Origin of the sequence: Achromobacter sp. JUb104, assembly GCF_024806975.1 — a bacterium.
Lineage (GTDB): Bacteria > Pseudomonadota > Gammaproteobacteria > Burkholderiales > Burkholderiaceae_B > Achromobacter > Achromobacter spanius.
Genome location: NZ_JANUEY010000003.1, coordinates 1006053 through 1018799, shown reverse-complemented (window position 1 = coordinate 1018799; position 12747 = coordinate 1006053). Strand labels below are relative to the sequence as shown.

Annotated in this window: 12 protein-coding genes and 1 tRNA gene; 7 read left to right on the top strand and 6 right to left on the bottom strand. The window is 63.3% G+C overall.

Going from position 1 to position 12747, the window contains the following annotated elements:
• The first annotated feature begins 9 nt into the window (after nucleotides 1-9).
• Complete coding sequence (locus M2361_RS25055; RefSeq protein WP_259252668.1) at nucleotides 10-795, top strand: AraC family transcriptional regulator; 786 nt, start codon at nucleotides 10-12, stop codon at nucleotides 793-795.
• Between the two features lie 30 nt (nucleotides 796-825).
• On the opposite strand, the gene M2361_RS25050 is transcribed toward M2361_RS25055, so the two are convergent.
• Nucleotides 826-1287: a YkgJ family cysteine cluster protein gene (locus M2361_RS25050; protein WP_259252492.1), complete on the bottom strand. Its 462-nt coding sequence runs from the start codon at nucleotides 1285-1287 to the stop codon at nucleotides 826-828.
• A gap of 204 nt (nucleotides 1288-1491) precedes the next feature.
• Here M2361_RS25050 and M2361_RS25045 point away from each other — a divergent pair, with 204 nt between their 5' ends.
• The gene (locus M2361_RS25045) at nucleotides 1492-2097 is read left to right on the top strand and encodes a DNA-3-methyladenine glycosylase I (RefSeq protein WP_259252491.1); all 606 of its coding nucleotides are present in this window, start codon (nucleotides 1492-1494) and stop codon (nucleotides 2095-2097) included.
• A 72-nt stretch (nucleotides 2098-2169) separates the two neighbouring features.
• Here M2361_RS25045 and M2361_RS25040 read toward each other — a convergent pair whose 3' ends face one another.
• The gene (locus tag M2361_RS25040; protein WP_259252490.1) at nucleotides 2170-4092 is read right to left on the bottom strand and encodes an LTA synthase family protein; all 1923 of its coding nucleotides are present in this window, start codon (nucleotides 4090-4092) and stop codon (nucleotides 2170-2172) included.
• A 271-nt stretch (nucleotides 4093-4363) separates the two neighbouring features.
• On the opposite strand from M2361_RS25040, the gene M2361_RS25035 reads away from it, so the two are divergent.
• Nucleotides 4364-6439: an AsmA family protein gene (locus M2361_RS25035; protein WP_259252489.1), complete on the top strand. Its 2076-nt coding sequence runs from the start codon at nucleotides 4364-4366 to the stop codon at nucleotides 6437-6439.
• Between the two features lie 82 nt (nucleotides 6440-6521).
• Here the strand turns inward: M2361_RS25035 and M2361_RS25030 are convergent, their stop codons facing one another.
• Nucleotides 6522-8120 carry a sensor domain-containing diguanylate cyclase gene (locus M2361_RS25030; RefSeq protein ID WP_259252488.1) on the bottom strand — a complete coding sequence of 533 codons (1599 nt, stop codon included), beginning with the start codon at nucleotides 8118-8120 and terminating at the stop codon, nucleotides 6522-6524.
• An 11-nt stretch (nucleotides 8121-8131) separates the two neighbouring features.
• Nucleotides 8132-8779 carry a TetR/AcrR family transcriptional regulator gene (locus M2361_RS25025; RefSeq protein WP_259252487.1) on the bottom strand — a complete coding sequence of 216 codons (648 nt, stop codon included), beginning with the start codon at nucleotides 8777-8779 and terminating at the stop codon, nucleotides 8132-8134.
• Between the two features lie 115 nt (nucleotides 8780-8894).
• Between M2361_RS25025 and M2361_RS25020 the strand changes: the two genes are divergently transcribed.
• Nucleotides 8895-9641, top strand: a complete 747-nt coding sequence (locus tag M2361_RS25020) for a 3-oxoacyl-ACP reductase family protein (protein WP_259252486.1) — start codon at nucleotides 8895-8897, stop codon at nucleotides 9639-9641.
• Between the two features lie 176 nt (nucleotides 9642-9817).
• Nucleotides 9818-9893, top strand: a tRNA-Lys gene (locus tag M2361_RS25015).
• Between the two features lie 158 nt (nucleotides 9894-10051).
• Here M2361_RS25015 and M2361_RS25010 read toward each other — a convergent pair.
• Nucleotides 10052-11044, bottom strand: a complete 993-nt coding sequence (locus M2361_RS25010) for a polysaccharide pyruvyl transferase family protein (RefSeq protein ID WP_259252485.1) — start codon at nucleotides 11042-11044, stop codon at nucleotides 10052-10054.
• A gap of 164 nt (nucleotides 11045-11208) precedes the next feature.
• Between M2361_RS25010 and M2361_RS25005 the strand changes: the two genes are divergently transcribed.
• Together M2361_RS25005 and M2361_RS25000 are read left to right on the top strand one after the other, a co-directional pair.
• Nucleotides 11209-11574, top strand: a complete 366-nt coding sequence (locus tag M2361_RS25005; RefSeq protein WP_259252484.1) for a type II toxin-antitoxin system RelE/ParE family toxin — start codon at nucleotides 11209-11211, stop codon at nucleotides 11572-11574.
• A complete protein-coding gene (locus M2361_RS25000; protein WP_259252483.1) occupies nucleotides 11567-11881 on the top strand; it encodes a helix-turn-helix domain-containing protein in 315 nt (104 codons plus the stop codon). Before M2361_RS25005 ends, M2361_RS25000 begins: the two co-directional genes overlap by 8 nt.
• Nucleotides 11882-11936: 55 nt before the next feature.
• Here the strand turns inward: M2361_RS25000 and M2361_RS24995 are convergent, their stop codons facing one another.
• On the bottom strand, nucleotides 11937-12722 hold the full coding sequence (locus M2361_RS24995) for a slipin family protein (RefSeq protein ID WP_259252482.1): 786 nt from the start codon (nucleotides 12720-12722) through the stop codon (nucleotides 11937-11939).
• Nucleotides 12723-12747: the final 25 nt, after the last annotated feature.

Genomic DNA, 12747 nt, shown 5'->3' with positions numbered 1-12747 from the left:
TTGCCAACCATGCTTCACGTGGCTATCGCGCCTGCCCGGCCAGACATGCTGCTGACTCCGTTCAGCGTGCAGGGCCGGCGGGAATCCAAAGGAATTGCCGTGCCCTCGCATGTCCATGACGAGGGCATGCTGGTGCTGGTGCACGAAGGCTTGGTGGTGGTGCAGGCAGGCAGCGAGGTTTGGACGGTGATGCCTGGCAGCCTGGGCTGGATTCCGCCCGGCACGCCGCATGGCGCGCGCTGGTTTGGCGAGGCGCGCGGCTCGTTCCTGTACGTGCGGCAAGACGTCTGCGGCCGTTTGCCGGCGCGTTGCTGGTCGTGGCCCTCGTCCAAACTGATCGAGGCCCTGATCGACCGCTTCACCAGCGGCCAGCCCGGCGACATCTCCGACGCTTATCTCGCGCAGCTATTCGATGTACTGCTGCATGAACTGGATACGCGCGCGCATGCGCCGCAGCCCTTGCCCATGCCGGTTGATCCGCGGTTGCAGGATCTTGCCCATACCTTGCTGGATACGCCGGATGACACGGCGGGCATCGACGAATGGGCGCAACGGCTGAACATGTCGTCGCGCACCTTGATGCGGCGCTTTCGCCAAGAGACGGGTGTGACGTTGGGGCAATGGCGCCAGCAGGCGCGCTTGCTGCGCGCCCTGGAAATGCTGTGCCGGGGCGGCTCGGTGACGCAGGCTGCGTTGTCGGTTGGATATGAAAGCACCAGCGCGTTCATCGGCAGCTTTCGCGCCGCCTTCGGCATGACGCCCACGCGCTATCTAGCTGGATTGCGGCCGCTTTAACTTTAAGTTGCTGAGCTGCATCAACCCGCTTTATGCCGCCGCCGGCTGATCCGGATGCATCGGCCCTTGCGGGTCGTTTTCCGCATCGGGGCGGGGCGCCACGGGCGGCAGGCCCAAGCCCAGCCGCAGCCGCTGGCAATCCGGGTTGGGTGAGCCGTCCGGCATCCAGATATCGAATTCCCGACAGGGCGTGGGGCGATTTTCGTAGATGGCGCAGTGGATGCCGGGCTGCCCCAGTTCACCGCGCAACGACACGCAGCGGCCGCCGCCCATCTCAGTGCCCTTCATGCAGGCTCGCAAGGGGCTCATCTGGGTCACCAGTTCCAACGGCACCTGGCCGCCGTTTTCACCCGCCAGTTCGCCGACATAGAACGACACCCTGAAATGCGAGCAACAGGCTCCGCAATCCAGGCAAGGGTTGGCGTCCGGCTTGTCACCGGCCAGAACGGCGGGCGACACGAACGTAAGGACAGCGGTCTCTAGGAGCGACATGTTGGGGGTGGCGACATGTGGGGGAGTAGACGCAAAACGGGCTTGCATCGGCGCAAGCCCGTCGGGGATCCGGGGCGCGCTGGGACATGGCCGGCGCGGGATCTGCGCTGCAAATAGTAGCGGGATTCCGACTGCGGCCGCTACGACTTTTTTCAGGGACGTTGCTGCGGTAGCATCGGTGCCTGACCGCCGCCTGGAGCTACCTTGAACGCCAAAAACGATTTTCCCGATGGCCTTGCCCGTTGCGGCTGGGTGGATACGTCCGCCGAATACATGGCCTATCACGACACCGAATGGGGCCGCCCGCAGGGCGACGATCGCGCGCTGTTCGAACAGCTCTGCCTGGAAGGTTTTCAGTCGGGGCTCAGTTGGCGCACCATCCTGAACAAGCGCGAAGCGTTCCGCCGTGGGTTCGCCAATTTCGATCCCGCCAGGGTGGCGACGTTTGGCGACAAGCAGGTGCAGGCCTTGCTGGCCGATGCGGGCATCGTGCGCCATCGCGGCAAGATCGAAGCCGTGATCAACAATGCGGGCCGCGCGCTGGAAATGATCGACAAAGAAGGGTCGCTGGCCGCGTTCTTCTGGCGCTTCGAGGCACCGGCGGGGGCGCCGCCCACCTTGGGCGCCTCAACCTCGGAACAGTCCATCGCCCTGTCCAAGGCGCTGAAGAAACTCGGCTGGAAATTCGTGGGCCCCACCACCGTGTACGCGTTCATGCAGTCGGTGGGCATGGTCAATGACCACAGCCCGGGCTGCCATTGCCACGCGCTTAGTGACAAGGCGCGCCGGGGTTTCAAAAGGCCGGTGTAGTCACGGCTCTTGTATTGAAGGCCCTCGTATCTAAGGCCGCTATCTAAGCGCCGCTATCAAAGGCCGCTGTCGTTATTGCGAGCTTGTCGGCAAGGGTGCGGCCGTTTCGGGCGTGAGCCCCGGCAGGCAGTAGCGGCCTTCGCGATACGCCCAACTGGGCCACAGCGCATGCGCCAACGCTTCGGTGGCAAGTTCAGGGTTCAGCGCGACGGGCGCGTAGTCTTCCGGCGCGGTGTAGCGGTACTGCACCGGCGTCTTGTTGGGCGCCAGCACCAGCAGGTCGTTTTCTTTCAGATAGCCGTAGGTGCTGTCGTACTGCATGATGGCCCGGCCCGGGGTGCTGCGCGTCAGGTCGTGGCCAATCATCGGATGCTCGGTGTCCACGCCAATCAAGGACAGCAGGGTGGGGGGCAGGTCGATCTGGCTGATCAGGCGGTCGTCGCGGCGCGCTTCAATGCCCCCGCCCAGAATCACGGCAGGAATATGGAAGTGGCGCACGGGCACCAGGCTGGCGCCGAACACGCGCGAGTCATGGTCGGCCGCCACCAGGAACACGGTGTTCTCCCAATAGGGCGAGGCCTTGGCGCGTTCAAAGAACTGGCCCAGCGCCCAGTCCGCATAGCGCACGGTGTTTTCCACGGTGGCCGGGTTGCCTTCGGTCTGGATGCGCCCGGCGGGGTATTCCCAAGGGGTATGGTTCGATACGCTGAAAGCCAGCGTGAAGGTGGGCTTGTCGCCGTCTTCGCGCAGCAGGCGGTCAAGCTGATTGAACATGTCTTCGTCCGAAGCGCCCCAGGTGCCCACGAAGGCGGGGTTGACGAAGTCGGCGCGGTCAACGATCTGCTTGAAGCCGTTGCCCAGGAAAAAGCCCTTCATATTGTCGAAGTGCGATTCGCCGCCGTAGATGAAGCGCGAATGGTAGCCATGGCGCCCCAGCAGATCAGCCAACGAGAAAAAGCCGCGTTGTGAACGGGGCAGTTTCAAGACAGCTTGGGCTGGCGTTGGAAGAAAGCCGGTGGTTACCGCTTCCAGCCCGCGCACCGATCGGGTGCCGGTGGCATAGGCGCGGGTAAAGGTCCAGGCCTCGCGCGCCAGCGCGTCCAGTTCCGGCGTCAGGTTGGCGCCGCCCAGCCCCGCGCTGTACTGCGCGCCCAGGCTTTCTTCCAGGATGATCACCAGGTTCAGCGGGCGCGCCGTCTTGCGCGTGGCGGGCTGGCGATGCAGGCTGGGGTAGTCGGGGTTGGCGGGCGGGTTGGGCAGGCCGGACTGCGCCAGCACCAGCGCATGCATCTTGGCTTCGTCCATGCCGCCGTAAACCGCCGACGCCGACTTTTCGTTCTTCATGCTGTAGACGGCATAGAACACGTTGTAGAGCGAATTCAACGCCAGCGTGTTGAGCATGCCGTCCGAGCAATAGGCCACTGAAGAAGGGTTGATGGGCCGGTGGCTCAGCGTGCCGCGTATGGCAAGAATGACGATCGCCAGGATGACCACGCTGGCGATCGGCATTTGCCACCACGCAAGCTGCGCATCGGGTTGGGCGTGGCCGAACAGATTGAATGCGCCCCATCCAATGATGGCCAGGGCGCCAAAACCGCCTAACAGCGCCAGCTTGTAGCCGCGCCAAAGCATGCCCGAGACCTCGCGCGGATGCTTCAGGTATTCGACGAACAGCCGGTTGGGGCGTGAGTCGTATTCCAGGATGAAGGGCGGCGAGGCCACTTCAAGGAAGGCCAGCAGGATGAAGGCGACCAGATACCAGTAGCCGGCTATCGATGCGGCAATGGGGAAGTGGCCCAGGAAGGGGGACAACACCGCCGGCAAGGCGGCCAGCACGGCGATCTGGTGCGCGTCGATGCGCAGCCCGCCCACCAGCAAGGGGACCAGGCCGCCGGCATTGCGCACGCGCTGCCACTGCCAGGCGGCCAGCGCCAGGCGGCTAAGCGTCAGTAGCGCAAACGCCGCCACGACAAAAATCAAGGTTGAATGCCGCATTGGGCCTCCAGGTTATGCAGAACGACCGAAGCCATTTCGCTTTGTAACTGCGTGGCAGTGCGCCGAGCGCGCCAGGCACGCCGCATGCTGCGCGCAGACGCGACGGCATGGCGTTGCCGTGCATTGTCACCCCGCCCGCGCCGTATTCATCTGGAAAGATCCGCACACATTATGGGGCCGGGAAGCTTAATCCTTCTGATGGGCCGCGATACCCTTGATGGTAACGAGCGCCGGCGGTCAAAGGCTGGCCATAACGCCAAGGATGATAACCATGACGCGCACAAGAAAAATAGCGATCGGGATTGTAGGGGCTCTGGCCCTCATCGTGCTGGTGTTCGTGGTGGTGATAGCCACCTTCGATTGGAACCGGGCCAAGCCCATGATCAACGAACGCGCCAGCGCCGCCATCGGACGCCCCTTCGCCATCAATGGCGACCTGAGCGTCGAATGGGGCCGCGAGCCGGCAGAGGGCGGATGGCGCGCCTGGGTGCCATGGCCGCATGTCGTCGCCAACGATATTTCGGTGGGCAACGCGCCGTGGGCAAAGGCGCCGTATTTCGCCACGCTCAAGCGCGGCGAATTCAGCTTGGCGCCATTGCCGCTGCTGCGCCAGCGCGTGGTCATCCGCAAGATCCAACTGACCGAGCCCGCCGCCGACCTGGAACGCCTGGCCGATGGCCGCGCGAACTGGGTCTTCACGCTGCCCGAATCCGGCGAACCGTCGCCGTGGGTGCTGGACATCAACGAAATCGGATTCGACAAGGGCCGGGTCGGCTACGTCGACGAAGTCCTCAAGGCGGATTTGACGGTGCTGGTAGACCCCTTGGGCAAGCCCGTGCCTTTCGCTGACGTGGCCGGCGCCGCCTTCGTGCCGCAGGACGGGCAGGCGCCCGCGCCCCGCGACTACGTCTTCGGCTGGAAAGTGGATGGCAAATTCAAGGGCCTGACGACCCAGGGCGAAGGCAAGGTCGGCGGCATGCTGGCCATGCAGGATCCCAAGCAACCATTTCCCGTACAGGCCGACGTGGCCATTGGCGGCACCAAGGCGTCGGTCACCGGCACCTTGACCGACCCCGCGAACCTGGGCGCGCTGGACCTGCGCCTGAAACTGGCGGGCGCGTCGATGGCGCAGTTGTATCCGCTGACCGGCGTGACGCTGCCTGACACGCCGCCGTATTCCACGGACGGTCACCTGGTGGCCAAGCTGAAAAATCCCGGCGGCGCGGTGTTCGACTACAAGGATTTCAACGGCAAGGTCGGCAATAGCGACCTGCACGGCGACATCACGTTCGCACTGGGCGCGCCTCGGCCCAAGCTCACCGGCAAATTGATATCCAAGCAACTGCGCATGGTGGACCTTGGGCCCTTGATCGGTGTGCCGGCCGACGGGACCAAGGCCGCTCCCGCGGACAAGGCCAAGGACGCGCCGGCCAAGCCCAAGGGTGGCAAGGTGTTGCCCACGCAGGCATTTCGCACCGACCGCTGGCGCGACATGGATGCGGACGTTGAGCTCGACGCGGGGCGCATCGTTCACGACAGCAAGCTGCCCTTGTCCGATCTGTCGGTGCATGTGCTGCTTCAGGACGGCAAGCTGACGCTGGACCCGTTTCGCTTCGGCATCGCGGGCGGCACCATCGGCGGCACCATCAAGCTGGATGGCGCCCGTGAAGTCATGGATGGACGCGTGGACCTGCGCGCGCGCCGCCTGCGGCTAAAGCAACTGTTTCCCGCCACCGACGCCATGCAGAAGACGCTGGGTGAACTCAATGGCGACATGGCCGTCAGCGGCACCGGCAATTCGGTGGCGGCGCTGTTGGGCACGGCCACCGGCGACGTCAAGATGCTGGTCAACGACGGCGTCATCAGCCGCAGCCTGATGGAGATTGCCGGCTTGAACGTGGCCAACTACGTGGTGTCCAAATTGTTCGGCGACGACGAAGTGAATATCAATTGCGGCGCCGCCGACCTTGTCATGAAGAACGGTCAGATGACGCCGCGCGTCTTTGTCTTCGACACCGAAAATGCCTTGATCAGCATTACCGGCAGCGCCGACTTCAAGAACGAGAAGATCGACATGGATATCACGCCCGACAGCAAGGGCTTCCGCATCTTTTCCCTGCGTTCGCCCTTGTACGTGCGCGGCACCTTCGGCGACCCCGATGTGGGCGTACACGTGGGGCCGCTTGCCGCGCGCGGCGCGGGCATGGTGGCGCTGGGCGTGTTGCTGACGCCGGCGGCAGGCTTGCTGGCGCTGATCGCGCCCAGCACGAACGATGAGAACGCCTGCGGACCCTTGCTGGAACAGATGCGCAAGCCGCCGACCGCGCCCGCGCCGAAGGGAAAATAGGCCGCTTGCGCGGCAGCCGTCAGGTGGAATGAAAGCCGCCACTTGGCGCTTGCGGCTTGGCGCCCCCGGCTTGGCGCCCCCGCTATTCCCCCGGCGTCACCCGCCGCGCGCCGTCGGGCGCGGTGTCGTCGACGACGTAGACCCCGTCGCGGCCGTGGTTCTTGGCGTGGTAAAGCGCCTGGTCCGCGCGTTGGTAGACGGTTTCCAGCGTGGCGCCATGGTCGGGAAAGCGCGCCACGCCCACCGATACCGTGATGCGCGTACCAATGGCGTCGGGCATCTGCTGGTTGGCAATGCGGTGGCGCAGGCGTTCAGCGGCCGCCGCCGCGGATCGCAGCGATGCGCCCGGCATCAGCACCACGAACTCTTCGCCACCGGCGCGCGCCAGCGTGTCGCCCGCGCGCGAGCCTTCGTTCATGACCGCGGCCAGTGCCTGCAACGCGCGGTCCCCCGCGACGTGGCCAAAGCGGTCATTGATGGTCTTGAAACGGTCGATGTCGATGGCCAGCAAGGCCACGGGCGAGCCCTCCGCTTGCAGCAGCGCCATCGCTTCGTCCAGGCCACGGCGGTTCAACAGGCCCGTCAGCGTATCCGTCGTGCTTTCGCGGCGCAGGTCACGAATCTTGTGATGTATCGGCGCCAGGCCGATGAGCAACGCACGCTTGAGCTCGGCCGCCTCGAAATACCAGGACCGCACGCCGCGCAGGCTATCGGCGGAATCGGGGTCCTGCATGCGCCGGGCAATGCCCGCCAGCTCGCCAAGCGGGCGCGCGATCCAGCCCGACAACAGCCAGATCGTGGCGATGGACAGCAGCAGCAAGGGCAGTGTGTTGCGGGCGGTGGCGATCAGCAAGTCGACCAAGGGGCGCAAGGTGCTGGCCACGGGCCGTTCCGCGATGATGCTCCAGCCGGTGCTGGGCACCGGCGCGTAGCCGGCCAGCATGTCGTTGCCATGCGTGTCCGTGAAGCGTCGTTCGCCGGTTTCACCGCGCCGCGCGGCAGCGAAGCCTTCGTTGTCGGGCGCCTTGCGGCCAAGCAGGCTGCGATCCGGGTGATAGATCAACGTGCCATTGCGATCCATCACGTAAAGATAGGAATCGTCACGGTAGAAGTGCTTGTCCAGCAGGCGATCCAGCACGTTGTCTTCATGCAGGTACAGCGTGCCGGCGATATAGCCCAGGTAGCGGTAGTCGCGCGAGAAAATCGGATGCGAATACAGAATCACCCAGCGGCCGGAGTTGGCTTGGTAGGGTTCGCTGATGGCGGGCTGCTGCGTACTGATCGCGTGTTGCGACGCATCGCTGGCCAGATGCTGCCCCAGCAACTGCGGGTATGCCGATGACACCGCGATCACCTTGCCGGCCGGCGACACCACCATGCTGGAATTGAAGTGGCCTAGCTGCGCTTGCTGTCGCCGCGTTTCCTCGACCATCAATTCGGGGCGCGCTTCCATATCGGTCAGCACGTCGGCGCTGTACGCGAGGTATCGGCGCAGGTCGGCCAGGAACAGGTCGGTGGTGACGGCAAGCTTCGAAGCGTAGGCGCGGTTGGCCTCAAGCGCGTTGTGCAACAACAGATCGCGCTGCACCAGATAGCTGGCATGCAGCCCGCCCGCCAGCACCAATACCACCGACAGCAAGCAGATCCACAGGATCAGGCGCCGAAGGTCAAGGCGGAACATGGCGGTATCCGTCAGGAACGGGCGTTTCCGGCCGGCGGAACACCCGACGGCGGGCGGCTGCCCGTCAGCGCGTCCCAGGCGCACATGGCCTGGCGCGCCACGGATTGCAGCGTCTTGCGGCTGGCACCATCGCGCGCCTGGATCGACATGCCGTGCAGCACCGTCGTGTAGAAGGCCGCCAGGCCTTTCACGTCGGCGCCGGTCGGCAACTCGCCGTTGTCTACGCCAGCCGACAAGCGAGCCTGGATGCGGCTTTGCATTTCACGGCGGCTATCGCAGAGGAATCCACCGACGCTGTCGTGGTGCACGCTGCCGGACGGCGCGCCCAGCACAATCATGCAGCCGGGCGGGGTGCCGGGCGCGGTAAAGCGTTCGGCTGCCGCCATCAACATGGCCTGGACGCCGTCGCGCGCGGTGGCGCCATCTTGCAACGCGCGCCGCGACGACCCGCCCGTTGTGTCGCGATACAGCGCCACGGCTTCGCGGAATAGTCCTTCTTTTGAGCCGAATGCGCCGTAAAGGCTGGGCGAGTTGATCCCCATCGCCTCGGTCAAATCCGCAAGCGATGCGCCTTCATATCCCTTTGACCAGAAAACCTCCATGGCCTTTTGCAAGGCCTGGTCCCGGTCGAAGTTCCGGGGACGCCCACGTTCTGCCATGGCGGGATTTTACTCGTGTCGCCTATTTTGTGTTGATCGATAAAAAAATGGTTGACGAAAGAAATGCCGCGCGGCGATGATATTTGTACTGATCACTACAAATTAAGGATGAAGCATGGGCAACTTGAACGGGAAAGTGGCATTCGTTACCGGCGGCAGCCGCGGCATTGGCGCGGCCATCGTGCGACGCCTGGCCGCCGACGGCGCCAACGTGGCCTTTACCTACGTCAGCGCGTCCTCCGCCGACACGGCGCAAGCACTGGCCCAGGAACTGTCGGTGGACGGCCGCCGCGCCGTCGCCATCCAGGCCGACGCCGAAGACGCACTGGCGACACGGCAAGCGGTGGAGCAGGCCATCAGCGCGCTGGGGCCGGTGGACGTGCTGGTCAACAACGCAGGCATATTCGTCACCGGCGAAATCGGTGACACCAGCCTGGATGACTACGAGCGCACGATGAACATCAACGTGCGCGCACCCTTCGTCGCCATCCGCACCGCGCAGGCATCCATGCCCGACGGCGGCCGCATCATCAACATCGGCAGCTGCCTGGCCATGCGCGCCGGCCGCCCGGGCGTGGCGCTATACGCCGCCAGCAAGTCCGCGTTGATCGGCCTGAGCCAAGGCCTGGCGCGCGACCTGGGCCCGCGCGGCATCACCGTCAACGTGGTGCACCCCGGGCCAATCAACACCGACATGAATCCGGCAAATGGTGACCACGCGAGCGAACTGGTGGCCGTGCTGTCCCTGCCGCACTACGGCGACCCCCGCGACATCGCCGGCATGGTCGCGTTTCTGGCCGGCCCCGAAGGGCGCTATGTGACGGGCGCAAGCCTGTCGGTGGATGGCGGATACGCGGCTTGATGTCGCGGAGATGAAAGTTTTTTGCGTGTGACTTGCACAAACGAAAAAACCTACATATAATCTTGCTTCTTCGCACTGCACACACAACGAAACGCAGCCAGCGGCACCGAATACCGATAGCAAATATCGACTAAACGGCGCAGTTGAAAACGAATCAAAGTGGCGTGAATTGCGCAGGGCTGTTAGCTCAGTTGGTAGAGCAGCGGACTCTTAATCCGTAGGTCGAGTGTTCGAGCCACTCACAGCCCACCAGAATTTCAAAGGCCGTTAGCGCGCAATCGCTAACGGCCTTTTTGTTTTCCGCGTGTGTCCCTCCGCCTGTATCCCCGGCGGGTGTCTTCCACGGGCTAGAGGCGTTCTTCTGGATGCGTTCTTCGTCGGCATCGCCTGCCAACGAAGAACAGCGCCCATCACCCTCTGGAAAACAGCCTCTTCAGCAACGACCGATGTTTCCGTCGTTTAGCCCCTTGCAGAATCGGCGGCGCGTCATACGTCTTGGCAAGCACCGCCAACGCTTGCGCCCCGGGTTTGCTTCCTTGAACCAAGGCCCCAGCCACGTCGAACATCGCCTGCTTCAAGCCTTCAATCTCAAGCGCCCGCACGTTCCATTCAATCGTCGAAAACGCAGCCGGTGTGTACAGCGGAAGCAGGCGGTCGATCGCGGTGAAGCGGTCATCGTGGTCACGCCGTGCCAACACCACGGGGATGCCCATCGCCAGGCAAGGGCTTGCCACATGCAGCAAGGGCGTCACCACGATGCTGGCTTCATTGCGGTACAGATCCAGGTAGCTGGCCGCCAGCTCGTCCATCTGGGTCACGGCCTGGTCCGAGAGCGGAATCTTGGGCACCGGCTCCCGTTGAAAAACCAGGGACGCGCGTTGCAGCAGGGATCGGGGAATGTATTCGTACAGGTTCTGGTGCAGCACGCCCGCGCCGGAGCCGAAGGCGATGACCGGCTTGCTGCCGGTAACCTGCGGGTCGCGGCGCTTTAGCGTCAGCGTCGCACAGCCCGTGACGAAGGCCGAGATTCCGTGCTTATCGAACATCTGCTTCGTGGCATTGTCCCTGCACCCAATCGGCTGGTGTTCCTGGAACAGCTTCTTGTTCGCCGTGATGACAGATTCGGTTTCCGCGTTGAATCCGAAAAACACCGGTTCGATCTGGGGCGGAAGCGGGAAGCAGTCGTCATGAAAGCAGCCATTCATGATCAGCTTCACGGGCGGCCCGGCGTAGTTCCGCAGCGAATCACGATCCACCCCCACCATGTCGGCCGGGTCAACATTCAGGTGCGCCAGCAGCCTGCGTACCGCGATCGACTGGATGTTGTCGCCCACATTGACGGTGCGCCGCTTGGGGTCGTTCCCGTATCGAAATTCCAGGTATCCGAATTTTTGGGCTTGCATAAGTTCTGGTTTAAAGGACGCGAATGGTCCGGCTGGCGAAAAGTTGGGGTCGCACTTTATCACGGGCGGTTTGGGCAGAACCGCAGGCGCCCAAGCTGATATTCCTTTGATGGAATATTCCTTCGGGGCTATAATTCGGCCACTTGCGCACAAGGGGAAGTGGGATGGCCTGGGAGGTTGAATTCACCGACGAATTTGAGGTCTGGTGGAATAGTCTGTCCGAAGGCGAGCAGGAATCTGTCGCCGCTACAGTCGGCCTTTTGGAACAGCGGGGCACTACGCTAGGATTCCCGCATTCGAGCGGCATCAATGGATCCCGGCACGAGCACATGCGCGAGCTTAGAACGCAAGCGGGAGGTCGTCCGCTACGTACGTTGTATGCCTTTGACCCCAGGCGAGCAGCGATCCTGCTGATTGGCGGGGATAAAACCGGGAACGATCGTTGGTACGAGGAATTTGTGCCATTGGCAGACAAGCTATATGACGATCATTTGAATCTATTGCGAAAGGAAGGGCAGATAAATGGCTAAGAAATTTGGAACGCTCCGTGCCGCCATGTCGCCGGAATCGCAGCTTCGTGCCAAGGCGGCTACTGAACAAATGCTTCGGGAAATGCCGCTTCATGAATTGCGGCAGGCGCGGGGCTTGTCGCAGAAGGTTCTGGCTGATGTGTTGCATGTCCAACAGCCGTCCATCGCAAAAATGGAGAAGCGCACCGACATGTATATCTCAACGCTACGCAGCCACATTGAGGCAATGGGAGGCGAACTTGAGGTGATCGCTCGGTTCCCGGACGGAGCCGTAAAGATCACCAACTTCTCCGACCTGGCCGCGTAAAGCTCCCGGCGTCGCGTCAGTGTCTTCACTTCCGCGACGCGCACTCCCCCCAGATCTACCCCGCCGCCGTCACATCCCCCTGATTCTTCCCCACCATTCCCTTCAACACCTGACCCAGCTCAGTAGGGAAGGGGAACACGATGGTGGAGTTGTTCTGGGCGCCGATCATGGCCAGGGTGCTCAAGTAGCGTAACTGCATGGCTTCGGGTTGCTGCGCCAGCGTGCGGGCGGCGTTCAGCAGCATTTGGGCCGCTTGTTCTTCGCCTTCGGCGTGGATGATCTTGGCGCGCCGTTCGCGTTCGGCCTCGGCTTGGCGGGCGATGACGCGGATCATGCTTTCGTTCAGATCGATGTGCTTGATTTCCACGTTCGCCATCTTGATGCCCCATGCGTCGGTCTGCGCATCCAGAATCTCCTGCACGTCGTTGTTCAGCTTGTCACGCTCGGACAGCATTTCGTCCAGGTCGTGCTTGCCCAGGACCGAGCGCAGGGTCGTCTGGGCCAGTTCGCTGGTGGCTTGCCGGAAGTTCTCTACCTGGATCACCGAGCGTTCCGGATCAATCACGCGAAAGTAGATGACGGCGTTCACTTTGACCGAGACGTTGTCGCGCGAGATGACGTCCTGGCTGGGCACATCGAAGACGCTCATGCGCTGGTCCACGCGCACCATTTGCTGGATCACCGGAACCATCAGGATCAGGCCGGGGCCTTTGACGCCGGTGAAGCGGCCCAGCGTGAAGATGACACCGCGTTCGTATTCGCGCAGGATCCGGACCGACAGGGCGAAGATGCCGACTATCAGGACAACGATAGGGCCGTAGAAGGCGAGTTGCGTGAACATGGCAGGCTCCTGAAAAAAGGTTGGC